At 42.3% G+C, this 24,515-nt stretch carries 25 protein-coding genes, 1 other RNA gene and 1 other annotated feature; of the genes, 5 read left to right on the top strand and 21 right to left on the bottom strand.

The window, feature by feature from the left end; all coding sequences use genetic code 11:
* Window positions 1-15: 15 nt before the first annotated feature.
* The 4 genes from ssrS to AC20OE_RS06710 form a co-directional block, all read right to left on the bottom strand.
* Window positions 16-196: non-coding RNA, 6S RNA (ssrS, locus tag AC20OE_RS06725), on the bottom strand.
* 77 nt (window positions 197-273) lie between these two features.
* Window positions 274-2,052 carry an aspartate--tRNA ligase gene (gene aspS / locus AC20OE_RS06720; RefSeq protein WP_487268761.1) on the bottom strand — a complete coding sequence of 593 codons (1,779 nt, stop codon included), beginning with the start codon at window positions 2,050-2,052 and terminating at the stop codon, window positions 274-276.
* 18 nt (window positions 2,053-2,070) lie between these two features.
* Window positions 2,071-3,345 carry a histidine--tRNA ligase gene (gene hisS, locus AC20OE_RS06715; protein ID WP_024423129.1) on the bottom strand — a complete coding sequence of 425 codons (1,275 nt, stop codon included), beginning with the start codon at window positions 3,343-3,345 and terminating at the stop codon, window positions 2,071-2,073.
* A 73-nt stretch (window positions 3,346-3,418) separates the two neighbouring features.
* Window positions 3,419-3,657: a binding site (T-box leader), on the bottom strand.
* Window positions 3,658-3,715: 58 nt separating this feature from the next.
* A complete protein-coding gene (locus AC20OE_RS06710; RefSeq protein WP_003216250.1) occupies window positions 3,716-3,886 on the bottom strand; it encodes a YrzK family protein in 171 nt (56 codons plus the stop codon).
* A 161-nt stretch (window positions 3,887-4,047) separates the two neighbouring features.
* Between AC20OE_RS06710 and AC20OE_RS06705 the strand changes: the two genes are divergently transcribed.
* The gene (locus AC20OE_RS06705) at window positions 4,048-5,604 is read left to right on the top strand and encodes an N-acetylmuramoyl-L-alanine amidase family protein (RefSeq protein ID WP_371412187.1); all 1,557 of its coding nucleotides are present in this window, start codon (window positions 4,048-4,050) and stop codon (window positions 5,602-5,604) included.
* A gap of 95 nt (window positions 5,605-5,699) precedes the next feature.
* Here AC20OE_RS06705 and dtd read toward each other — a convergent pair whose 3' ends face one another.
* The 8 genes from dtd to AC20OE_RS06665 all read right to left on the bottom strand — a co-directional run bounded on the left by dtd (window position 5,700) and on the right by AC20OE_RS06665 (window position 15,125).
* On the bottom strand, window positions 5,700-6,143 hold the full coding sequence (gene dtd, locus AC20OE_RS06700; RefSeq protein ID WP_487268760.1) for a D-aminoacyl-tRNA deacylase: 444 nt from the start codon (window positions 6,141-6,143) through the stop codon (window positions 5,700-5,702).
* Window positions 6,144-6,161: 18 nt separating this feature from the next.
* Window positions 6,162-8,372 (bottom strand): RelA/SpoT family protein, encoded by a 2,211-nt coding sequence (locus tag AC20OE_RS06695; protein ID WP_024427858.1) that lies wholly within the window; start codon window positions 8,370-8,372, stop codon window positions 6,162-6,164.
* A 142-nt stretch (window positions 8,373-8,514) separates the two neighbouring features.
* Entirely contained in the window at window positions 8,515-9,027 is a 513-nt protein-coding gene (locus tag AC20OE_RS06690) for an adenine phosphoribosyltransferase (RefSeq protein ID WP_024423133.1), read from the bottom strand.
* A gap of 23 nt (window positions 9,028-9,050) precedes the next feature.
* The gene (recJ, locus tag AC20OE_RS06685) at window positions 9,051-11,375 is read right to left on the bottom strand and encodes a single-stranded-DNA-specific exonuclease RecJ (RefSeq protein ID WP_487268759.1); all 2,325 of its coding nucleotides are present in this window, start codon (window positions 11,373-11,375) and stop codon (window positions 9,051-9,053) included.
* 81 nt (window positions 11,376-11,456) lie between these two features.
* Window positions 11,457-11,807, bottom strand: coding sequence for a LapA family protein (locus AC20OE_RS06680; RefSeq protein WP_058838999.1), 351 nt, complete (start codon window positions 11,805-11,807; stop codon window positions 11,457-11,459).
* 101 nt (window positions 11,808-11,908) lie between these two features.
* Window positions 11,909-12,397, bottom strand: coding sequence for a cation:proton antiporter regulatory subunit (locus tag AC20OE_RS06675; RefSeq protein ID WP_144494500.1), 489 nt, complete (start codon window positions 12,395-12,397; stop codon window positions 11,909-11,911).
* A 161-nt stretch (window positions 12,398-12,558) separates the two neighbouring features.
* On the bottom strand, window positions 12,559-14,787 hold the full coding sequence (gene secDF, locus AC20OE_RS06670) for a protein translocase subunit SecDF (protein WP_487268758.1): 2,229 nt from the start codon (window positions 14,785-14,787) through the stop codon (window positions 12,559-12,561).
* Window positions 14,788-14,828: 41 nt separating this feature from the next.
* The gene (locus tag AC20OE_RS06665; RefSeq protein ID WP_003216788.1) at window positions 14,829-15,125 is read right to left on the bottom strand and encodes a post-transcriptional regulator; all 297 of its coding nucleotides are present in this window, start codon (window positions 15,123-15,125) and stop codon (window positions 14,829-14,831) included.
* A 116-nt stretch (window positions 15,126-15,241) separates the two neighbouring features.
* Between AC20OE_RS06665 and spoVB the strand changes: the two genes are divergently transcribed.
* Window positions 15,242-16,792: a stage V sporulation protein B gene (gene spoVB / locus AC20OE_RS06660; protein ID WP_064497875.1), complete on the top strand. Its 1,551-nt coding sequence runs from the start codon at window positions 15,242-15,244 to the stop codon at window positions 16,790-16,792.
* Between the two features lies 1 nt (window position 16,793).
* Here the strand turns inward: spoVB and AC20OE_RS06655 are convergent, their stop codons facing one another.
* Window positions 16,794-17,456, bottom strand: coding sequence for a DUF421 domain-containing protein (locus AC20OE_RS06655; protein ID WP_039180318.1), 663 nt, complete (start codon window positions 17,454-17,456; stop codon window positions 16,794-16,796).
* A gap of 151 nt (window positions 17,457-17,607) precedes the next feature.
* Between AC20OE_RS06655 and AC20OE_RS06650 the strand changes: the two genes are divergently transcribed.
* Window positions 17,608-17,985, top strand: coding sequence for a TIGR04086 family membrane protein (locus AC20OE_RS06650; RefSeq protein WP_039180321.1), 378 nt, complete (start codon window positions 17,608-17,610; stop codon window positions 17,983-17,985).
* Between the two features lie 49 nt (window positions 17,986-18,034).
* Here the strand turns inward: AC20OE_RS06650 and yajC are convergent, their stop codons facing one another.
* The 7 genes from yajC to AC20OE_RS06615 form a co-directional block, all read right to left on the bottom strand.
* Entirely contained in the window at window positions 18,035-18,301 is a 267-nt protein-coding gene (gene yajC / locus AC20OE_RS06645; RefSeq protein ID WP_008360993.1) for a preprotein translocase subunit YajC, read from the bottom strand.
* Between the two features lie 47 nt (window positions 18,302-18,348).
* Window positions 18,349-19,494, bottom strand: coding sequence for a tRNA guanosine(34) transglycosylase Tgt (gene tgt / locus AC20OE_RS06640; RefSeq protein ID WP_024423141.1), 1,146 nt, complete (start codon window positions 19,492-19,494; stop codon window positions 18,349-18,351).
* A gap of 31 nt (window positions 19,495-19,525) precedes the next feature.
* Complete coding sequence (gene queA / locus AC20OE_RS06635) at window positions 19,526-20,554, bottom strand: tRNA preQ1(34) S-adenosylmethionine ribosyltransferase-isomerase QueA (RefSeq protein ID WP_058838996.1); 1,029 nt, start codon at window positions 20,552-20,554, stop codon at window positions 19,526-19,528.
* A 34-nt stretch (window positions 20,555-20,588) separates the two neighbouring features.
* Window positions 20,589-20,789, bottom strand: coding sequence for a DUF2905 domain-containing protein (locus tag AC20OE_RS06630; protein WP_012010741.1), 201 nt, complete (start codon window positions 20,787-20,789; stop codon window positions 20,589-20,591).
* Complete coding sequence (gene ruvB, locus AC20OE_RS06625) at window positions 20,782-21,786, bottom strand: Holliday junction branch migration DNA helicase RuvB (protein WP_024423143.1); 1,005 nt, start codon at window positions 21,784-21,786, stop codon at window positions 20,782-20,784. The genes AC20OE_RS06630 and ruvB overlap by 8 nt, the downstream gene beginning before the upstream one ends.
* Window positions 21,787-21,797: 11 nt before the next feature.
* Window positions 21,798-22,403: a Holliday junction branch migration protein RuvA gene (ruvA, locus tag AC20OE_RS06620; RefSeq protein ID WP_024423144.1), complete on the bottom strand. Its 606-nt coding sequence runs from the start codon at window positions 22,401-22,403 to the stop codon at window positions 21,798-21,800.
* 148 nt (window positions 22,404-22,551) lie between these two features.
* The gene (locus tag AC20OE_RS06615) at window positions 22,552-23,052 is read right to left on the bottom strand and encodes an intercompartmental signaling factor BofC (protein ID WP_180272430.1); all 501 of its coding nucleotides are present in this window, start codon (window positions 23,050-23,052) and stop codon (window positions 22,552-22,554) included.
* Between the two features lie 238 nt (window positions 23,053-23,290).
* Between AC20OE_RS06615 and AC20OE_RS06610 the strand changes: the two genes are divergently transcribed.
* Window positions 23,291-23,935 (top strand): serine/threonine protein kinase, encoded by a 645-nt coding sequence (locus tag AC20OE_RS06610; RefSeq protein ID WP_059375678.1) that lies wholly within the window; start codon window positions 23,291-23,293, stop codon window positions 23,933-23,935.
* A gap of 34 nt (window positions 23,936-23,969) precedes the next feature.
* On the opposite strand, the gene AC20OE_RS06605 is transcribed toward AC20OE_RS06610, so the two are convergent.
* Window positions 23,970-24,152, bottom strand: coding sequence for a hypothetical protein (locus tag AC20OE_RS06605; protein ID WP_008342761.1), 183 nt, complete (start codon window positions 24,150-24,152; stop codon window positions 23,970-23,972).
* Window positions 24,153-24,342: 190 nt separating this feature from the next.
* Between AC20OE_RS06605 and AC20OE_RS06600 the strand changes: the two genes are divergently transcribed.
* Entirely contained in the window at window positions 24,343-24,489 is a 147-nt protein-coding gene (locus tag AC20OE_RS06600) for a hypothetical protein (protein WP_180272418.1), read from the top strand.
* The last annotated feature ends 26 nt before the right edge of the window (window positions 24,490-24,515 follow it).

The following is a 24,515-nucleotide window of genomic DNA, read 5'->3' as shown; positions in this document are numbered from 1 at the left end:
AAGAAAAAAACACAAAAAAGTCCCGATGACGCCGCCAGCATTTCCTTCGTTTTGAACCCCGCACCATGCAGGTGGGTGCTTTCTTCCTGACTTTATAAGTCCTCTAATGAGGCATTTATGCAGAAAGGAAAGGCAAGCTCCCGTATAAAAAAATGTTCGGTCAAAACTAGGTAACCACCGTACGTATCAGGACTTTATTTATTGATTGATGAAAGCATATCATAGGCATATTTCTTTTTCAAGCGTTTACATACCTATAAACATGCGCCTATTTTACTGTTTTACTTTTGTTTTAATCGCTAAACTCAGCTCATCAAGCTGCGCCTCGCTCACATGGCCAGGGGCATCTGTGAGAACGCAGCTCGCACTTGCCGTTTTCGGGAATGCAATCGTATCCCTTAAGTTAGAGCGGCCTGCAAGCAGCATCACTAAACGATCAAGCCCAAGCGCGATTCCGCCATGCGGAGGAACACCATGCTCGAACGCATCCAGAAGGAAGCCGAATTGTTCGTAGGCCTCTTCTTTTGAAAAACCAAGTAAGCCAAACATTTTTTCTTGAATGTCCTTTTCAAAAATACGAATAGAACCTCCGCCAAGCTCGTAGCCATTCAGCACAAGATCGTAAGCCTGTGCCTTCATGTCTTCTGGGCTTGTTTCAATTAATTCAAGATCATCGCGAACCGGCATTGTGAATGGATGATGGGCAGCATAGAAGCGGCCTTCTTCTTCATCCTTTTCAAGCAGCGGCCAATCGACAACCCATAAGAAATTGAATACAGACTCATCGATCAGTTCAAGCTCTTTACCAAGTTTTAAGCGAAGTGCACCAAGTGCATCATGAACAACAGACGTCTTATCTGCGACAAAGAGTAAAAGGTCGCCTTCTTCAACTTGCAGCTGTTCTTTTAATTCAGCCTGCTTTGCATCATCAAAGAATTTAGCGATTGGACCTTTTAATTCAGTCCCTTCTGCTTTTAGCCAAGCTAGACCTTTTGCTCCGTAGTTCGCTGCAAATGCACCAAGTGCATCAATGTCTTTTCTTGAGTAGTTCGCTGCAGCACCTTTGACATTGATGGCTTTCACAGCTCCACCATTTTTCACAGCGCCACTAAACACTTTGAAATCGGAGTCTTTTACCGTATCTGAAATGTTAACCAGCTTCATCTCAAAACGTGTATCCGGTTTATCAGATCCATAGGAATTCATCGCTTCATCGTATGTTATACGAGGTAATGGCAATGTAAGGTCTACACCTTTGACATCTTTCATTACCTTCGCCATCATCTCTTCAGCAAGCGTCATGATGTCCTCTTGACTCATAAAGGACATTTCAATATCGACTTGTGTGAATTCCGGCTGACGGTCAGCACGCAAGTCTTCATCTCTAAAGCAGCGGGCAATTTGATAATAACGGTCCATCCCAGAAACCATCAGCAATTGTTTAAATAATTGCGGAGACTGAGGCAGTGCATAAAATTCTCCCTCGTGTACACGGCTTGGAACAAGATAGTCACGCGCACCTTCTGGCGTACTTTTCGTTAAAATTGGTGTTTCAATATCTAGAAAGCCGTTGTCGTCTAAGAAATGGCGGAATGCTTTTGTGACTTCATGTCGCATTTTCATTGTTTCAAACATTGCAGGGCGGCGAAGATCCAGGTAACGATATTTTAAACGAACATCTTCTGATACCTCGTCTGCTTGATCTGAAATCACAAATGGAGGAGTCTTCGCTTCATTTAAAACGGTGACCGTTTCGACTTGAATTTCAATTTTGCCCGTTTTTAAATTTGGGTTGATCGTTGCTTCTTCTCTTGCGACAACCGTCCCTTTAATATCAAGGACATATTCGTTACGAATTGATTCTGCTGTCTCAAGCGCCTCTTTTGATAAGTCTGGATTGAAGACAACTTGTACAATCCCTGAACGGTCGCGCAAATCAATAAAGATTAAACCGCCTAGGTCACGCCTTTTTTGAACCCATCCTTTTAATACAACTGACTGACCGATTTGGTCTTCTGTTACTTCTCCACAATAAAAAGTTCTACCAAACACAAACATTCCACTCCTTTTTTACGCTTTCTGGTGGGCCTTCAACATTTGAATCAGCTCATCAAGCTTCACTTCAATTTGTTCACCCGTAGTTGTATCTTTCACATTCACAATTTGCTGTGCAAGTTCATCTTCACCAAGAACTGCAATAAATTTGGCTTTTAAACGATCAGCTGCTTTAAATTGTCCTTTTAGTTTCTTCCCTGTATAGTCCATTTCACTTGAGATACCTTCTTTTCTCAGACGGTTTAATAATGAAACAGAATAATCCTTCGCTTCATCTCCGAGAGCAGCAATGTATAAATCAATACCATCTTGCAGAGGAAGCTCAATTCCTTCAGCATCGATCGCTGATAGGAAACGCTCAATACTCATCGCAAATCCGATCCCTGGTGATTCAGGACCGCCAATTCCTTCAACGAGTCCATCATAACGGCCGCCGCCGGCTAATGTTGTAATCGCACCAAAGCCTTCTGCATTACTCATGATCTCAAATGCTGTGTGATTGTAGTAATCAAGACCGCGCACTAAATTTGGATCGACGACATACTCAATGCCTATATCTGATAAGTATTGTTTGACCTTTTCAAAATACGTCCGTGATTCTTCATTTAAGTAATCTTGAATGGATGGAGCGGTTGTCATCAGTTCATGATCACGATCCTTTTTACAATCAAGAATACGCAGCGGATTTTGATGTAAACGAGTTTGACAGTCGTGACAGAATTCCTCAATTCTTGGCTCAAAGTGCTTGACCAGTGCTGTGCGGTAGTCTGCACGGCTCTCTTTGTCACCAAGGCTGTTAATGACGAGTTTTAAGTTAGAAAGGCCTGCTTTCTCATACACACTCATCGCAAGTGAAATGACCTCTGCATCAATGGCAGGATCCTTGGAACCAATCGCTTCGATTCCAAATTGATAAAATTGACGATATCTTCCTGTTTGCGGACGTTCATAGCGGAACATTGGTCCGATGTAATACAGCTTAGTTGGCTGAGCCGGCTGTGCAAACAATTTATTTTCAACATAAGAACGGACGGTTGAAGCTGTTCCCTCTGGACGGAGTGTGATGCTGCGTCCTTTTTTATCTTCAAACGTGTACATCTCTTTTTGAACGATATCAGTTGATTCGCCTACTCCCCGTGCAAACAGCTCTGTATGCTCAAAAATCGGTGTGCGGATTTCTTTGTATTGAAAGGCTGCACATGTATCTCTCGCAATTTGTTCAACATACTGCCAGCGTTCTGACTCTCCAGGTAAAATATCCTGTGTGCCTCTTGGAATATTAAAACTCATTTTTCGTCCTCCTACGACCATCATTCATTTTTTATGTGGACATATAAAAAACCCCCGCCTCTACTATGTGTATAGTAGGGACGAGAGTTATACCCGTGGTGCCACCCTAGTTGGAACATGATCAAGCATGTTCCCGCTCAAATCCTTAACGCAGATTCACGTTCTCCGCCTATTGACTCATTTTTCGAGCGTTCAGCAGGAAACCTACAGAGTGTTCTTTCGTGATAAATGCCATGCGGATTCGCTTTCAGCCTAAGGCGATTCCTCTCTGCTCACGCAATTTACCCTACTATTCTCTATCATCAGTTCCACATTTTAAATTTTCAAGTGTGTTGATTTATATTATAATAAGGTCGGTGCTGCCACTCTGTCAACCCTTGCCGTGCCTCTTTTTCTTTTCCAGCTCTTCTTTTGACGTACATCCGTATTCAGATGCGGTTTCTTCAAGGAAGCCTGGCTGATCCATTTCGTCGTGCTGCCAGCGGTCGATATCACGATGTCCATTATATTGCACTCGTCCTAATTTTCTGCTTAATCTCATGTTTGTACATCCTTTTATCACATTTTTATTTAGTATAAACAGATTGATTCATTTTTATTAGGGAAACTGCAAGGAATTCAACCACTACATAACGAATTAACATTCATCGGTTTTACAAGGGAGGGGAAAACACCGTTTTGAATCTGAAAAAACACAATCAAATGATGATGCTGCTTACTTGTTTTGTTCTCATCGCGAGTTCTTTGCCTATGACACATGCTACAGCACAAACAGATCAAGCTGTGGTCGCAACAGATGAAATCAATGTGAGAACGGGCCCTGGTTTAAGCTATGGAATTGCAGCTGTTGTAAAACGCGGCGAAAGTTATCCTATTCTCACTGAACAAGGAGAATGGGTGCAGATCCAATTATCAAACGGACAAAAAGGCTGGGTCGTCTCATGGTTGATCACCACATCATCCGGCGCTCAAAAAACAGCGAAACCAAAGGCGCAAGGTCAAAGCACGGCTGGAGGCAGTACCATTACATCGACAGCTTCCGACCTTCGCATCCGGACAGGCCCTGGGACTTCCTATCAAGTGATTGGTACTTTCCCGCAAGGCGCTTCCGCTAAAAAGCTCGAGACAAGCGGCGAATGGACGAAAATTTCTTATAAACAAGCAGAAGGCTGGGTTCACTCTGATTATGTTTCAGGTGGGCAGAAAACTTCTCAATCAAGCTCCGGCGGGTCTTCTCGCTCTAACCAGACAGGCACAGTTGGCGTATCGAGCTTGAATGTGAGGCAATCCGCGGCACCAAATGCACAAGTCATCGCTTCTCTTGCCCGCAACACACAGATCACCATTTTGCGAGAGCAGAACGGTTGGTATGAAATTGAGGGGAAAGGCGTAAAAGGCTGGGTTGCAAGCTATTACATTGTCACAGGCAAAGGAGCAGGCTCTGCACCTGAAAAGAGTTCATCCTCTTCGGCTTCTGAGCAAAAAGCGTACATTGTCTATGATGGCACCAACATTCGAAAAAGCGCTTCTACCTCTGCTGGGATTGCAGAAAGAGCAACAAAAGGAGCTGCCTATCACATTGTTCGGACGCAAGGTGACTGGTACGAGGTGACACTATCGAACGGCGGGACTGGCTATGTGGCGAGCTGGGTCGTTCAAACGAAGAAAAATAGCAGCGAAGCGCCAAGACCTCAGCATGATTCATCGTCTGGAACTGGTTCTTTAAAAGGAAAAACGATTGTTCTTGACCCTGGTCATGGCGGAAAAGACAGCGGCACAATTGGCGCAGACGGTGCTTTTGAAAAGAACATCACCATCAAAACCGCCAATTTACTGGCAGGCAAATTAAGAGCTTCTGGTGCGAATGTGTATTTAACTAGAAGTGACGATACCTTTATCAGCCTTCAATCGAGGGTGGCGACATCTCATTACCGAAATGCAGATGCATTTATTAGTCTTCATTATGATAGTTTTATGGATCAAAGTGTTAGAGGAAGTACAGCGTATTATTATCACGCAGCAAAAGATCAGCAATTAGCGTCAAGTGTTCATTCCGAAGTCGCAAAGCGCTCTCAAATCCCTGATAAGGGTGTCAAATTCGGAGATTACTTTGTTTTAAGAGAAAACAAACGCCCTTCCCTTTTATATGAACTCGGGTATTTAAGCAATCCTCAGGAGGAAGCGATCATTTATAGTGCCTCTTACCAGGAACGAGTCACAGAAGGAATGACTGAAGGATTAAAACAATATTTCCGTTAAAAAAAAGAGGCCTCTGCGCCTCTTTTTTTTTGACCACAAAAGAAAAAGACTCTAAACAAACTCCCGCATGAGTTCATCTACAGTCTAAAGAGAATCTATTCATTGCTGTCCATCAAGATCGTGACTGGTCCTGAATTGGTCAATGACACGTCCATCATCGCACCAAAACGGCCAGTTTCAACATGGATGCCTTTTTCTCTAAGGGTTTTATTGAAACATTCGTAAAGCGAATTGGCTGCATCCGGCTTGGCGGCTTTCATAAAATTCGGCCGTCTGCCCTTTCTCGTATCACCATAAAGGGTAAATTGCGACACAGACAGAACGCTTCCTTTTATGTCCAATAGTGAACGATTCATTTTCCCGTTTTCATCTTCAAAAATACGTAAATGTGCAAGTTTTTCAGCTAAGTAAAGCACATCTTCTTCTGTATCTTCGTGTGTGACACCAACAAGCACCATATATCCATCGCTGATGGCACCTGTGATCTCTTCTTCTACCTTCACAGATGCATTTGTCACACGCTGCACAACAAGCCTCATAGACGATATACTTCCTTTCTAATTCATGAATCGGCGAACAGAGTAAATGTCTTTGATTTGTTTAATGCGTTCGACTACTTTGTGCAAATGATTAATATTTTGGATAAAGATCGCCATATGGATCGTCGCCACTTTGTTACGATCAGACTTCCCAGAAACAGAGGAGATGTTCGTTTTGGTTTCGTTAACTGCTTGAAGCACCTCATTGAGTAAGCCGCGTCTATCATATCCTAATATTTCAATTTCCACATTGTATTCTTTACGGTTTTGAGCAGGCTGCTCATGCTCCCACTCGACCGGAATTAACCGCTCCTGCGCTTCTCCTGTTTTCACGTTCGGACAGTCCTCACGGTGAACAGATACGCCTCGGCCCTTCGTAATAAAACCGACAATGCTATCGCCAGGAACAGGGTTACAGCACTTAGATAAGCGGACAAGCAGGTTATCAATCCCTTTGACCCTTACGCCAGCTTCCCGTTTTTTCCCGTGATACGTCTTTGGTTCCACCGTCACTTCTTGAACGGTTTTCTCTTGCTCTTCTTGATCTCTTTGTTTTCTTTCTTTTTCCGTTAAACGATTGGCGACTTGTAGTGCAGTAATGCCGTTATATCCAACAGCTGCATACATGTCCTCTTCGTTTGAAAAATTAAATTTGTCAGCCACTTTTTGCAGGTTTTCAGCGGTCAGAATGTCTTTGACATCAAACTCAAGGTTTTTGATTTCTTTTTCTACGAGCTCTCGGCCTTTTTCGACATTTTCTTCACGGCGCTGTTTTTTGAAAAACTGTCTGATCTTGTGCTTCGCTTGGGAGGTTTGGGCAAGCTTGACCCAATCCTGACTTGGTCCGTAGCTGTGCTTTGATGTCAGAATTTCAATAATGTCACCTGTTTTTAGTTTGTGATCGAGTGTGACCATTTTGCCATTGACCTTGGCACCGATCGTTTTATTCCCAATTTCCGAGTGAATCCGGTAAGAGAAATCAATCGGAACTGAGCCCGACGGCAGTTCAATGACGTCTCCTTTTGGTGTAAACACAAACACCATATCAGAGAAGAGATCGATTTTTAACGATTCCATAAATTCTTCTGCATCTGTAGATTCGTTTTGGAATTCAAGAATTTCTCTAAACCAAGAAAGCTTCTTCTGGAAGACCGCTTCTTCCGTTGATTCTGCTGACTCTTTGCCTTCTTTATATGCCCAGTGTGCCGCAATCCCATATTCTGCAATTTCATGCATTTCCACTGTACGGATCTGAACTTCAAGCGGATCACCTTTTGGCCCAATCACCGTTGTATGAAGAGATTGGTACATGTTCGGCTTTGGCATCGCAATATAATCCTTAAACCTGCCTGGCATCGGTTTCCAGCATGTATGGATAATACCGAGCACCGCATAACAGTCTTTAATGCTGTCGACCAAAATACGAACGGCAAGCAGATCATAAATTTCATTAAACTGCTTATTTTGCAAGACCATTTTGCGATAAATGCTATAAATATGTTTTGGTCTTCCGGAAAATTCAGCCTTGATGTTCACCTCAGACACGCGGTCTTTCACTTCATTGACAACCTCGTCCAAGTATTCCTCACGTTCCGCTCGTTTACGCTTCATCAGATTCACAATTCGGTAATATTGCTGCGGATTTAAATAGCGGAGTGCTGTATCTTCAAGCTCCCACTTAATCTTTGAAATCCCTAATCTGTGCGCAAGCGGTGCAAAGATTTCAAGTGTTTCATTTGAAATTCTCCGCTGCTTTTCCTGCGGAAGATGTTTGAGCGTTCTCATGTTATGAAGACGGTCTGCCAGCTTAATCAAGATCACGCGGATATCCTGCGCCATTGCAACAAACATTTTTCGATGGTTTTCGGCCTGCTGTTCTTCTTGTGATTTATATTTAATCTTCCCGAGCTTTGTGACACCATCAACAAGCATTGCTACTTCTTCGTTAAAATGCTCTTTTAAATCCTGTAATGTCACATCTGTATCCTCAACTACATCGTGCAGGAAACCGCCTGCAATGGTTGATGGATCCATTTCAAGGTCAACAAGAATGCCCGCCACTTGAATTGGATGGATAATATAGGGCTCACCAGATTTCCGGTATTGCTCCTTGTGTGCATTTTCAGCATATTCATATGCTCGCTCTATAAATTGAATATGTTCAGCGGACAGGTATTCTCTTGCCTTGTCAATGACCTGCTGCGCCGTTAAAACTTGTTCGTTCGCCATGGAATCACCTTTTTAAATGAAAACTGTATTGTAGTTTATTATCAAGAAAAATTCGATAGATGTAAAGAGAAGAAGTCCGCTAAAAGATTTTTGATAGGAAAAAAGCACCCTTCTTACTGAGTGCTTTTTACGAAAAACTCCATTAGTATTGCATTAACGTCATGATGTCGTAGCCGTCAAGCTTCTTTCTGCCATCCAGATACGTCAGCTCAATCAAAAATGCAATCCCTGCCACAACGCCGCCTAATTCCTCTACAAGCTTGATGGACGCTTCAATTGTTCCACCAGTTGCCAGTAAGTCATCAGTAATCAGGACACGCTGACCGGGACGAATCGCATCTTTATGAATCGTTAATACATCTTTACCATATTCCAAGCCGTAATCGACTTTAATGACTTCACGAGGAAGCTTTCCTTCTTTACGAACCGGTGCAAAACCTACACCAAGTGCGTATGCTACAGGGCAGCCAATAATGAATCCACGCGCTTCAGGTCCAACAATGAGATCAATGTCTCTTTCCTTCGCGTATTCAACGATCTGATCCGTTGCATAACGGTACACTTCGCCTTTATCCATTAACGTTGTAATATCTTTAAATTGTACACCTTCCTTTGGGTAGTCAGGTACAACTGTCACATATTGTTTTAAATCCATCTTTTCCTTTTCCTCCTCGTACGTCAAAGCACAGGTGAGACTTCGCTCATCATGCTATTCAGCCATTCCTTCAGCTCTTTAGCTGAGGAATATGTTAGTGTTTGATCGAGTTCCATCAATCGTTGTTTTGCTGTATAGGACGCTGATGCCGTTAAATCTTTTTTAGGGGCATCAAGTACTATTGACAGCACACCATTCTCTATTTTAACAAAACCGAGTTCAAAAAACACCTTTGTCATAAAAATGATTGTATCTTTTGTCCAGCCTCTATGTTTGGCAAGCTCCATTCCTTGTTCTTTGATAGGAAAACTTCCCCGTTTAAACAAGAACCCATAAAACCATTTGAATTGATCACGGCTTGGGAAAGAGGACATAAAATGATCTTCTTCTCTTTGAAAAACCGTATAAATTCTGGCAGGCTTCTGATTTTCTAAAAGCTGCTTCAGCAATTGCTCATCTGCGGGAACATCCGCAAAGACCACATACTTTCCGTGTACATCAAACGTTGATACATTTTCTGCATGAACATGATGAATGGGGATATCGACGTTCTGTTTTGTTGCTTCCTCAAAACAGACAATCAAAGATTTTTCTGAATCAAGCGTCGAAACTTTCTTCTCCCAATCCTTTTTCCCGCGCAGATCAAACAGCTGCCATTCATCAACTCGTGCATCTTTTAGCATTAGCTGGGGCTTTTTCCGGTTATTCCATTCATTGACGGACATTTCTCCAATCACGGAAATGCGGCTTCCTGGAACAATTTCTTCTTTTAATTTCCCTTGGTGAAAGCCGACACAGTCAAGCAGCTTGTCTTCGTCTTTCAGAGACATTTTAATATGGTTGTGATTTGCCCCAATTGTTCGGATATCTTCAAGCTTCGCATCTTCAATCATAATGAACGGTTTTGGGTTTGACATACCAAATGGTGACAGCATCCCTGCTTCTTCAATCGCTTGAACCGTCAATTCGTCTACCTTACACACAGCATCGACCCGCTGAATGGGAATAAAATCTTCTTCCGTCAATGTTTCATTGGCATATTGATTTAATCTTTCCCTTAGTAAAGCGACATCATCCGCTCGAAGTGTCATCCCTGCTGCCATCGGATGCCCGCCGAAATGCGGCAGGATGTCGCGGCATTTGCTTAGATGGAAGAATAGATCGAAGCCAGGAATGCTTCGGGCTGATCCTTTTGCCATTTGCGTTTCTTCATCTATTCCAAGCACAATCGCCGGACGAGAAAAAGTATCCGTCAATTTAGAGGCAACAATTCCGACAACGCCCGGATTCCAGCCAACTTTCGCTACAACGATCGCAGACTGGTCATCGCCTGCCTCTTCCACCATTTGAATGGCTTCTTCTGTGATCGTACTGACAATCTTTTGTCGTTCTTTATTCAGTTCCTGTACAAAACGAGCGAGCTCTTCTGCTTCATCCTTATCCTCAGTCATAAGAAGGTGAACAGCTGGATCTGCCTGTTCAATTCGTCCTACAGCATTCAGCCTTGGCGCAATTTGAAAGCCGACCGTTTCCTCGTTCGCTTCTTCTAAAGTGGCTCCCGCTTCTTTCAATAACGCTTTCAGCCCCGGTCTATTCGACTGACGAAGCTGCATAAGCCCTTTTTTGGCGAGCCATCTATTCTCATCATGAAGCGGTACAAGATCCGCGATTGTCCCGATTGCTGCAAGATCTAACAGCTGAACTGGCAGCTCCCCAAGAAGTGCATGCGCCACTTTAAACGCTACACCTACACCAGCAAGTTCTTTAAAGGGATACTCACAGCCTGGCTGCTTAGGATGGACAATGGCAAGTGCCTCAGGCAGCTCCTCACTTGGTTCATGGTGATCTGTAATGATCAGGTCTAGCCCTATTTCTTTTGCAATACGTGCTTCATTTACAGCAGCAATGCCTGTATCAACCGTGATGACAAGCGATGCTCCTTGCTCCTTGATATATCGAAAAGCCTGTTCATTAGGCCCATAGCCTTCTTTAAACCGATCTGGAATATAAAAGTCTACTATCGCAGACCGCTCTTTTAATGTATGTAAAAGTACAGACGTACTTGTCACACCATCTGCATCATAGTCTCCGAAGATCACAATCGATTCCTGCTCTTCGATCGCTTTGTTGATGCGCTCTACTGCTTCTTTCATTCCTTTTAATAAGAATGGATCATGAAATTCGGCTTTTTGATCAAATAAAAAAGACCTCGCCTCTTCTACTTCTTCAAGTCCTCTTTTTACGAGAAGCGATGCAGTCAGCGCTGAAATATTCAGATTTTCAGAGAGTGATTTCACTTTTTCTTCGCTTGGATGTTCATATTCCCAGCGCATTTTGGATAATAACATAAATTCACCCCTCAACCACACTATTATACTAGAGTGGCCTGAGGGGTTTCAATTTTTATTTTATGAAATTGTGCTGGAAGATTATTTTTCCTTCCGGTCAAATGATGCTGGCTGTTCTTTTAAAGGCGTAACATGCGATTTTTTTTGAAGATCTTTGTCTGCCTTTTTCGTCGAAGTAGCAGGTGCAGCAGCTGCACGCTCAGCTTTTAATGCCTTTAGTTCACGTTTCAGTTTCACAATTTGGAAGATCCCTGCAAATGCCACAATCAGTCCGCCCATTAAAACAGAACCGATAATGACGAGGATCAGCGGCCATTCAGCCGTTCCAAATAAGTAGTCTACCTCGACAGGCCGTACATTAATCACGGCAAATACTGAGACAATTAATACGAAAATAAATGCGAGTATGATGGTCCATTGTTGTTTGTTCATCTACATATCCCCCAAGCTTTTTCTTTTATTCTTCCCTTTTCACTGCCTTTTTTAAACACAGAAAAAAAGCAGCGGAAGAAAACCTATCAGCATGGGCATCATCAGCTGCTGAGTTTTTCTTTAATCAGGTTCTTTAATTCTTTTCTTTCTCCAGAAATAACAAGGGTATCCCCTTCTTCGATGATGGTATCTGGTCCTGGATTTAAAATCTTCTCGTGTGATTTTCTCATAATGGCGATGACTGTTACTTGATAGTTTTGGCGAACATTGAGTTCACCGATGCTTCTTTGAACAGCTGGTGCATTCTTTTCAATTTTAAACCATTCAATCACTAGATCATCAATGGCTACCTCTACGGTTTCAAGCGCTTTCGGCTTATAGACCATGCCGCCTAAAATAGCCGCAATTTGTCTTGCTTCTTCATCGTTTAGCAGGATACCAGAAATCGTTTCTTCGTGGTCGTCCTCCTGAAAATGATACATTTCTCTTCTGCCGTCATTATGTGTAATGATGGCAAGCTTCTCATTATTTCTTGTGATCATTTCGGTTTTATGACCGATACCTGGCAGTTCAGTTTCCCGAACCTTCATCACAGCCCCTCCAATGAATAAAGCAAAATGCCTTAAACAGACACCCGCTTTCTATACTGATCTAAACGTAAGTCATTATAGCAAAAGACCATTTTAAGATCAATGAAACCCGAAATGTTTTTTCAATAGAAAAAGACTGCCGAGAAGGCAGTCTTTCCAGATTAAATATCTTGATCTGTATCTATCTTAGCTGGTTTTTTCAGCTCGCGGCCTTTCCACATCAGCCAAATTTGTGCCGCGATATAAAGGGATGAATACACCCCTGTTAATAAGCCGACAAGTAAGGCGATGGAGAAGTTTGTAATCGACGCTGATCCGAAGATAAGCAGTGCGACAACAACGACAAGTACAGTCAGCACCGTATTGACAGATCGCGTAAAGGTTTGCTGTAAGCTTAAGTTCACAATGTACGATAGATCTTCAATGGTTTTCGGTTTACGTTTCTTCATTTGCTCACGAACCCTGTCGAAGGTAACGATCGTATCGTTGATCGAGTACCCGATGACCGTGAGGATCGCGGCAATGAAGGTGACATCCACCTCTAAGCGCGTAATACTAAAGAAGGCCACGATAAAGAACGCATCATATAGCAATGAAATAATTGCCGCAATCGCCATCTTATACTCAAATCGGACGGATACATATAAAATGATCCCGATGGAGGCAATGATGACGGCATATAGCGCATTACGGGCAAGTTCTTTTCCGACAGTCGGAGACACTGTACTTACGTTTGGCTCCGTTCCGTATTTATCTTTGAAGTAATCTTTCACTTCAGCAATCTTTTCTTTGTTCGGCACACCGACAAATCTCGCTGCTGCCTGATTCTCTTTTTGACCCGATAACACGACACTGTCTGTCTCAAGGTCAAGCTTTTTAAAGTCTTGCTCGACTTGTTCAGTTGACAGCTTGTGATCACTTTGAATATCAATTCTAGTTCCACTTGTAAAGTCAATTCCCGCATTCAGCTTGAAGATGGAAAGAACGATGATTCCCGCAATGGTGATAGTAGCTGAGAAAATCATAAATCCTTTACGTTTGCTGACGAAATCCCACTTATCAAATGGTGTTTTTGGCTCGGTGGTTTCTGTTGTCTCATGGATGTTCATAATGTCTTTTTGACGAACACCAAACCAGCCTTTTCTCCGGTCAAGAGAGCGGCTTTCAACAAGAAGACCGAGAAGGAATCTTGATAGGAAAACAGCTGTGATAAAGCTTGTTAAAATCGAGAGGATGAGCATTGTTGCAAATCCTTTTACAGAGCTTGTCCCGAAGAAGAACAGCACTCCGCCGGCAATAATACTTGTTAAGTTAGCATCAAAGATCGTCGCAAATGATCTGCGGTTCCCTGATCTGAAAGCAGAACGGACTGATTTGCCGAGCTTCAGCTCTTCCTTGATCCGCTCATAAGTAATAATGTTGGCATCGACAGCCATCCCTACCCCTAAAATGAGTGCGGCAATTCCAGGCAGTGTCATAACCGCGCCCATCCAGTCAAACACTTGCAGCGTAATGTAGATATAAGCTGAAAGTGTGATGACAGCTATAAGACCAGGTAATCGGTAATAAAACAGCATGAATAAGAAGATAAATGCGATTCCTACTATTCCTGCGAACACTGTTTCGTTCAGTGCTTGTTCACCAAACTGTGCACTCACAGATGTGGAATATTTTTCTGTTAATTTCACTGGCAATGCCCCGGCATTTAAAATACTCGCAAGGTCTTTTGCCTCTTGGACAGTAAACTTTCCTTCTATTTGTACGTCACTGCTGTTAATCTCTTGATTCACATTTGGTGCAGATACATACTTGTGGTTTGATTTTGAGACTTCTTTTTTGAAGGAATCTCCTTTGTGGTAATCAAGCCAAATGACAAGCTGATTATTTGGTGCCATCGCTGCTACTTTTCTTGTGACGTCACCAAATTTTTTCGCATCCTTTAGTTTAACCGTCACAATTGGCTCATTCGTTTGACTGAATGTTTGTTTTGCACTGTTTTCGACTAGGTCAGCCCCGTTTAGGAGTTCTTTATCATTCGTATCTCTGAAGGATAGCTGTGCTTCAGTGGAAAGAATCTCCCTTGCTCTGTTTTGATCTTTTACACCCGCAAGCTGCACGCGGATACGGTTGTTGCCTTCAATCGAAATGTTCGGCTCACTTACACCAAGCACGTTTGCTCTTCGGTTAAGAGCCTCCACTGTACTAACGAGAACACTATTTGTGATCTTGTCCTCTTTTTTCACTGGATGTACATCATACAGGACTTCAAATCCACCCTGTAAATCCAGCCCTAGCGTCATATCTTTCGCAACAGGCTTTGTTAGTAAGCCCACGCCAGTTCCGATTAACAGAACCACTAAGAAAAACGCAAGAATGCGCCCTTTTTTCATTATGTATTTCCTCCTTAAACACCTGAATCCATTAAGATGGCTTATTTTAACAGTTCATCAAGCATATTCTTGCCATCTTCACTGTCCAAAAAAGCAGACGTTTTAAACGACTGAACGGTTGCATAGTTCATAAATTCGCCTATTTTCACAGATAAGATATCTGCAACCATTTCATGAATCGGATACTCTTGTTTTTTCTTCCACTTCTTATTCTCTAAGTATGACCATAATTCCTCTAAATCTACATCTTTATAGCCCAAAACGATGAATTCTTCAAGCTTACTGAACAGAAAAGGCTTTAAATGGTCTTTGTAAATAGCAGCTGGATGTTGTGTCATTGCGTAGCTCCCCCTTTTCAGTTTTTTATCGAGAGACTTGTCATGCTTGGACGATATACACGCATATCTTATTGTATATGATTCTATGTCGTTTGAGAAGGCAGGTGATCTGTGATTTGACGAAGCAAACGTTTTTAAAGGGGACCATTATTTTAATTTTAGCAGGTTTTATCACGAGAATATTGGGTTTTGTCAATCGAATTGTCATTGCGAGGTTCATTGGCGAAGAAGGGGTCGGGCTTTACATGATGGCTGCACCTACCTTTTTTCTCGCCGTGACGCTCACGCAATTCGGACTGCCTGTCGCCATTAGTAAGCTTGTCGCAGAAGCAGAAGCCCGGGGTGACAAACAGAAAACAAAACGTATTCTGGTCATGTCCCTTGCGATAACAGGAACACTCAGCCTGATTTTCACGCCGCTCTTCTTATGGTTTGCGCCCATCATGGCAGAAAATATGCTGACAGACCCTAGAACGGTCTATCCACTGCTTGCCATTACACCCGTCGTACCAGTCATCGCCATTTCCAGTGTGTTAAGAGGCTATTTCCAAGGCAGACAGCAAATGAGTCCGCTCGCGATGTCTCAAGTACTGGAACAGGTCGCAAGAATTTCATTAGTCGCGGTATGTACAACGGCTTTCCTTCCTTACGGGATTGAATTTGCGGCAGCAGGTGCGATGGTGTCATCTGTGATTGGAGAGATGATTTCACTTGCTTACTTACTGATCGCCTTTCGCTATAAAAAGACCATTCGTATTCGAAAACGATTTTTTAAGGCGATTCATGACGGGAAGGACACATTTAAGCAGCTGATGAGCATTGCCCTGCCAACAACAGGCAGCCGTTTTATCGGGAATATTTCATGGTTTTTAGAGCCGATTGTTGTCGCGCAAAGTCTTGCCATTGCTGGATATGCGGCTGTTGAGGCGACAAGGCAGTACGGGGAGTTGACCGGGCTTGCTCTGACCCTTTTGACACTGCCTAGTTTTATTACGTATTCACTCTCCACTGCATTAGTTCCGGCGATCAGTGAAGGAATGGAGCAGAATAAACGTAAAACGGTCGAATACCGGCTGAAGCAGGCGATGCGCCTTTGTTTACTCAGCGGAGGCATTTCATGTATTATTCTTTTCGTTTATGCAGAAGATTTAACGCTCTTTATGTATGGTTCGTCGCATGCAGCCATTTATGTGAAATTCATGGCGCCGTTTTTCCTTCTATATTATTTTCAGGGGCCCCTTCAAGCCGTGCTTCAAGCACTCAATTTAGCTGGTGCGGCGATGACCAACAGCCTGGTAGGTGCAATTGTGAAAACAGGGATGATTTTTGTTCTTGCTTCACAGCCTGGCTTTGGCATTATGGGCGCAGCACTTGCGATCTTAATCGGCATCATCCTTGTCACACTGCTCCATGCGGCAACTGTTGGAAAGGTGCTGCCTATTCATTTACCACTAAAGGAATATGGACTATGCGTCCTTGTGATTATCGGTACGGGGGCTGTCAGTCTTTGGCTGAAATCTCAAGTAAACGGACTCTTTTCTGCTCCTATTGAACTTGTAACACTCATCATTGTTACGTGCATGCTGTATGTCATTCTATTAATCTGCCTAGGACTAGTGAAACGAGAAGAGCTGCGACGCATCCCGTTCATTGGGAAGCTGTTTTAGCTCATCTCTTTTTGATCACTTCATCTTTCAAATCAATATAAAATGTTTTTTGATTAAAGCTGCAGTAAGAGATTTGCTCGATATCATGATAACCTCTTTTAGCAAGCTCATCTTTCAGCCACTGTTCATTTTGATTGATTTGCTTAAGGTGATCATGTTGCACTACACCGTCCGCAACAAGTGGAAGCTCAAGCGCTGCATGTTTGAGCTTGTTTTCTTTTTCGACGACGGCGAGTTTTCCAGACGGCTCTAAAATAGCGTAAGAGACATCCTGAATACTGTCGATGTTATTTTCTCTTAATTGAATGAGCAGGTCATCAAAATTGTATCGCTGTTTTCTCATCGCACCCTCGTCTATTTTGCCATTGATGATGAGCAAGACCGGTTTGCCGTCAAGAAAGCGCCGGACGCCTTGGAATTTCAATGAGAGATAGGCAAGTGTGATTTGAATGAAGGTTAACAGCAGGATTGGCCATACCGTATGTAACATGTGATCCTCTACTTCTTCTATGGCAAGAACCGCAATTTCTGCAATCATCATAAAAATGACTAGATCTAAAATACTCAATTCCCCAATTTCCCTTTTGCCCATTAAGCGAAAGATAAACCAAATTAGAAAATATAAAATGATGGTTCTCATGGAAATGATCAAGATGTCCTGCATGTGATGTAAACCCTCCTTCTCCATCATAGCTTGTGTCAAAACACTTTATTTATGTAGAAAAGAAACGTCTGAAACATGTCTATTTTTTCTCCACTGTGAATACATTTTAGTAAAAGACAAGCTTCGGTCAATTGGAGAGGAGACAAATCACATGCAAGAAACAAAACATATTGGAAAAGGCATTTTATCCGGATTAATTGCCATTTTTGTCGTGATGGTTGTCACAAGTTTACTTGTGTCGCTCATGCTTACATTCACAAGTATGCAGGAATCATCATTTAAATGGATGATTATGATTTTGTCCTTTGTTGCCCTGTTATTAGGAGGCATCATTTCTGGCGGGAAAGCAAAGGAGCGCGGCTGGCTAATTGGTGCGATCACATCTATCATTTTTTCTCTCACTGTATTTTTATTTCAATATTTGGGGTTTGGAAAAACGTTTTCACCAGAGCAGTTCATCTATCATGGGGCATTTTTAGGCATTTGTATGCTGGGGGGAATGATTGGCGTCAATCTTCGAGGCAAATAAAAAAAGAGCGGTTCATATCGCTCTTTTTTTATTGCTATGTATCGGAGGATTAGCCTTTGTCAGCTAATTCTCTAATAGCACGGCGATCGAAAGTTAAACGGTTGTTTTCGCTTGTTTTGATGACCACTTTTGATTCATCAATTGAGTCGATTTCACCGTGTAAACCACCGATTGTGACGATTTTATCGCCTTTTGATAAAGATTGCTGCATCTGACGCACAGCTTTCTGTTGCTTTTGCTGTGGACGGATTAACAAGAAGTAAAGCACAGCAAACATGACAACAATCATAATGATTGAACCCATACCACCATCCATTCTATTTCACCCCTTTCTAAAGCATTGTAAAGCCTTTCGTTTATGCGTTAAAAGTTTTTCGCATTCGGTTTGTTAAAGCCATAACGCTCAAAAAACTCTTCTTTAAAATCACCTAAACGATCCTCACGGATAGCTTCTCTCACTTGCTCCATTAATTTTAACAGAAAATGAAGATTATGATAAGTTGTTAATCGAATTCCGAACGTTTCATTTGTTCGGATGAGATGTCTAATATAGGCGCGTGTATAGTTTTTACATGTATAGCAGTCACAGTTCTCATCGATTGGTCTAAAGTCACGCTCATATTTTGCATTTTTCACAACAAGACGGCCTTCACTAGTCATTAAGGTACCGTTTCTTGCAATTCGCGTAGGCAGTACGCAGTCAAACATATCTACACCGCGAATGGCGCCGTCAATTAAGGAATCTGGCGAGCCGACACCCATTAAGTACCTTGGTTTGTCTGCCGGTAAAAATGGTGTAGTGAACTCAAGTACACGATTCATCACATCTTTTGGTTCCCCTACAGATAAGCCTCCGATGGCGTAGCCTGGGAAATCAAGTGAAACAAGGTCTTTTGCACTTTGTTTTCGAAGCTCTTCGTATTCTCCGCCTTGGACAATTCCAAACAGCCCTTGATCCTCTGGACGCTGGTGCGCTGTTAGACAGCGCTCTGCCCATCTGCTTGTCCGCTCCACAGAACGTTTCATGTAATCGTACTCTGCAGGATATGGCGGGCATTCATCAAATGCCATCATAATATCAGAGCCAAGCGCATTTTGGATGTCCATGGCTTTTTCAGGAGATAGGAACAGCTTGTCTCCGTTTAAATGATTACGGAAGTGAACGCCTTCTTCTTCAATTTTTCTAAATTCACTCAATGAGAAAACTTGGAATCCGCCTGAATCAGTTAGAATGGCTCGATCCCAGTTCATAAATTTGTGCAGACCGCCTGCTTCTTTTACGATATCGTGACCTGGACGGAGCCATAAGTGATACGTATTGCTTAAGATGATGCCTGCATCCATTGCCTTTAATTCTTCAGGCGCCATTGTTTTGACTGTAGCCAGTGTACCTACTGGCATAAATACAGGTGTTTCAAAAGAGCCGTGCGGTGTATGAACGCGGCCAAGACGTGCACCTGTTTGTTTGCATGATTTAATGAACTCATAACGTATCGGTAATTGCGACAAAAATGAGCCCTCCTGTCTTTGTTGTATGATGTTATTGAATCAGCATGGCATCGCCAAAGCTGAAGAATCGGTATTCCTCTTTCACAGCCTCATTGTACGCTTTTAGTACGTGCTCTCGTCCAGCTAATGCGCTGACAAGCATAATTAACGAGGATTTTGGCAGATGGAAATTTGTGATCATGCCATCAATTGCCTTGAATGTGTAGCCAGGGTAAATAAAGATCGATGTCCAGCCGCTTGAGGCTTTGAACTCACCATCGTGTGCACTTGCAATGGTTTCAAGCGTTCTTGTTGACGTTGTGCCGACTGAAATAATCCGCCCGCCTTCTTTGCGAACGCGATTAAGCTCATCAGCTGTTTCTTCATTCATTTCATAAAACTCTGCATGCATTTCGTGTTCTTCAATACGTTCTGCACTTACCGGACGAAACGTGCCAAGTCCCACGTGCAGCGTAATAAAAGCAATGTGTACACCTTTCGCTTTCAGCGCATCCAGCAGCTCGGTTGTAAAATGGAGACCGGCCGTTGGGGCAGCAGCGGAGCCAACCTCTTTTGAATAAACGGTTTGATAGCGTTCACGGTCGTCAAGCTGCTCTTTAATATATGGAGGCAGCGGCATTTCACCAAGGGATTCAAGCACTTCATAAAAAATGCCTGTATATTGAAACTCGACTTTTCTTCCGCCATGTTCCATTTCCTCTGTACATACCGCTTTGAGCCGTCCATCACCAAAAGTGATAACCGTCCCTTTTTTCACCCGTTTCGCTGGTTTTACAAGTGTTTCCCATTTATCTCCTTCTTCTTGTTTCAATAGAAGCAGCTCAACTTTGGCACCTGTATCCTCTTTCATACCAAACAGACGTGCAGGCAGAACGCGAGTATTGTTTAGAACGAGACAATCACCTTTTTGAAAATAATCGATGATTTGTGAGAATGTATCATGTGTAATCGCACCCGTCTGTTTGTTTAAGACCATCAGTCTTGATGCATCTCTTTTTTCAAGCGGCACTTGTGCAATCAATCTTTCTGGTAAATCAAAATCAAATAGTTCTAGCTTCATTTCCTTCACCTATTCTGTAGTTAACTAGTTAACGTTATTTCATCCGTCCAAAGATATTCAGTAATATGGTTAGTACGATGCTAATGACAATGCATGTAATGACAGGAAAAAAGAACGTTACATTTCCTTTTTTTACAAAAATATCACCTGGAAGCTTACCAACCAATTGAAACACTAATCCTGCGGCAAAAAGGACACCACCTAAAATCATTAATATTTTAGGGAATTCAGTCACGAATCGGAACCTCCATTTGAAAATGTTCATACGCTTCTCTTGTGACGACCCGCCCTCTTGGTGTTCTTTGCAGGAAACCAATTTGCAGCAAGTACGGTTCGTACACATCTTCAATCGTATGTGATTCTTCTCCAATTGTCGCTGAGATCGTATCAAGCCCAACAGGACCGCCTCTAAATTTTTCAATCATACTTAAAAGCAGCTTATGGTCTATATGATCGAGGCCAAGCCTGTCGACTTGAAGACGCTCAAGGGCATCTTCCGCAATGTCCTGCGTAATAGCATGATTCCCAAGCACTTGCGCAAAATCTCTTACTCTTCTGAGCAAACGATTGGCAACCCTCGGTGTTCCCCGGGAACGTCTCGCAATCTCTTCGGCAGAGCGAATATCGATCCCAATCTCAAACAGCTCGGCTGTTCTTGCCACAATGTGAGCCAAATCTCTTTGCTCATAGTATTCCAATCTTGCATGTACCCCAAACCTATCACGAAGCGGCGCTGTTAACAGCCCGACACGGGTCGTTGCACCTACAAGCGTAAATGGCGGTAAATCAAGCCGTACAGAGCGTGCTGTATCTCCTTTTCCAATGACAATATCTAAACAAAAATCCTCCATTGCTGGGTACAGCACTTCCTCAATTGAGCGCTGCAAGCGGTGAATTTCATCAATAAACAATACATCACCTGGCTCAAGAGATGTTAAGATGGCCGCCAAATCACCAGGACGCTCAATGGCTGGTCCTGATGTTGTACGCAGCTGAACATTCATTTCATTGGCAATGATCGACGCAAGCGTTGTTTTCCCAAGTCCAGGAGGTCCATATAAAAGGACGTGATCAAGCGTTTCCTGCCTCATGCGGGCAGCTTCAATAAATACGCTGAGATTATCCTTTACTTTTTGCTGACCGATATATTGGCTAAGTGTCTGTGGCCGCAGACTTTGCTCAATGGCTGATTCATGGTTGTCTGCTTCAGTTGAGACGAGCCGTTCATCCATGAGACATCACCCTATTTCAACATTTTTTGTAAAGCTTTTTTCACATATTGATCGGTTGTGAGATTCTTTTCTTCTTTTAATAATGGAAGAACCTTTTTAATTTCACGATCACCGTATCCAAGGACACTCAAGGCTTCAAGCGCTTCATCTAATGCAGTTTGCTGCGTTTCAACCTGAATGTGGTCCTCGTGATTAAATAAGTTGCCAATCATTTCTGGTACCACATCTGCAAGTTTTCCTTTTAGATCCAGAATGATTTGACGTGCTGTTTTTTTGCCCACACCAGGGAATTTAATCAGGAACGCTTCATCTTCACGTTCTATCGCTGAAATGACAGCGCCTGGATCACCGGAAGCAAGAATGGCGAGTGCACCCTTTGGCCCTATTCCTGTGACATTTAACAGTTTTGTGAACAGCGCTTTTTCTTCTCGTGTTTGAAAACCGTATAACGAAAATGCGTCTTCCTTTATGTAATGATACGTATAAATCGTTTCTTGTTTATTTACTCGATAGATAAACGGGTTTGGGGTATAGACTTGATATCCCACTCCGCCGTTTTCAATGACAACATATTGCGGGCACACATAATCAATGGTCCCTTTTACAAACTCTATCACCGTTTTCACCTCTTTGACTGTTCTTCATTGTAACATAAATCGAGGAGAAAACCGCAATAAAAGTTAACATACGTTCGCTCAGTACATTTTTATCATGAAACCACGAAAAACAGCTTGCGGTCTTCACACCAGCAAGCTGTTACACGCTTTAAAACGATATTTCATTTCGGTAAGGCTTCATGACTTCAAGCACATGCTCAAATTCATCCTTTGTTCGAAAAGGAATGCCTTGCTCAAGCTGTTTTTCCACATGACTTTCTAAACGGGACGTATCAATTTGAAAAAAGAGATGAATAGGCTCCGCCCAGCCGTCAGGCCTTCCATGAAACGTAGAAATCACACCGTCCTCTGATAATCCGATATATCCATTTGCTTTACTTAATGGAGAGATATCATCAATTTGCTTTCTAAAAAGGGCAAAATCCTCTTTTTGTTCTACCAGCGTCCAGCCTTTATACTGCGCCCAGAATGTGTCTTTGTCTTCTAATGATGCCCGGTGTCTTTCAATACTCACATCGCCGTCTAAATAGACTTTTTCAAGCTGGACGGTGATAGAGTTTGACTGCTTTTGCAAGTGTTCTTTCCCTTCCATATCTACAGCGAAAAAAAGCACACTTGTCATGATAAGTCCTGTAACGAAACATTTCATCTTCACTTTCACTATTTACACCTCTTTAGAACATGAGATCGATGCATGACATATGTAGTTTGACCCATTTTTCTAAACATTAACCAAATCGATGATTCAAATGTATGGTAAGAGTCTTTCGTTGTATCCTTCATTCGTAAATGTTATGTTTTATACAATCCATTGCTTTATCGAGTGACACGTTTTTTCATCATTCGTTTTTCAGCCGCATAAACTGAAACCAAAGAAGGTGAAGTCAATGTCAGATGTCAAAAGATTAGCCGAATCGATTCAGTATCATGAAGAGAAACGTTTTCATAAGCTTGCCTATAAACCAGCAGAGCTTGAACTGTGCGGCAAAGGAAGAAGTGCCTATGTCTTTTTATACAAAAAAGACGGCAAGAAAATGGCACTAAAAGTCTTTTTCCCTTCTTATCAGCATATTGCCCGCAAAGAGGCTGCCATTTACGAAAAACTTTCTGGTTCGTCTTACTACCCTGAGATTTATGAGTCTGGGGATCAGTATATTTTAATGGAATATATTAAAGGCTACACATTCTATGAATGCCTTACAAAAGGAATTCCTATTAAAAAACAGATGATTAATCAAGTCGATGATGCGCTGGAGGAAGCGCGCGAGAAAGGATTGAATCCTTCTGATATCCATCTGCGCAATCTGATCTTAACAAAAGAAGGACGGATCAGAGTCATTGACGTTGCCAGATTCACGCAAACGAAAGCATGTCATCAATGGGATGATTTAAAAGCCGCTTATGCTTATTACCAAAAACCTTTTTTCCCTAAAAAAGCACCGCGTCTGTGGCTTGAAGTGATTGCTTATTTGTATAAAAAGAACTGGCTGTCCCGCGGGCAGCTTAATAATCGGAATGATTTTTCTGCATAACGAAAGCCGCTCTCTTTTGAGCGGCTTTTTGCTGTTATTCTGTTTCTACATGGATACTATTGACGTTTAATAGGTTAATGATTTCATTATTCAGCTTAAACCAATGATTGGCTTCTTCAATTTTTTTATACACATCATAGGTAGCTGGACGTTTGAGCTCGAAATCAAGCACTTCCCCATTGTTCATATGAAATGTTACCTTAAATACTTTCATCATAAGATCACCTTCCACTCTTCTTGTTCGCTGGTCAAATAGATCAGCTCTTTTCATTCATTCTCTATTCAACTCGTTTCCCCTCCTTCTTTCCATTCAAACCCAAGAAGTTTAAATTTTGTTTAAATTCACACAACATATCTATCTCTCATATCTGCAAAGAAGTATATTGGTAAAAAGGAGGCTGCCCTTGATGAAGCAGAAAGAGAAACGAACATCTCCAGAAAGAAAAACAGTCTTTTTTCATTTAACAGATGCTCTCATTCCGAGTGTGGACATGATGGCATATGCAGCAAAGGCATTTTTTCACCTTTTAAGAAAAGCCTTTTCAGCGGTTTGATAAAACCCCGCACAGCATCGTGCGAG

Source organism: Bacillus sp. SRI_025 (genome assembly GCF_057592095.1).
The sequence above is the reverse complement of the archived record's forward strand: the minus strand, read 5'-3'. Positions and strand labels throughout refer to the sequence as shown.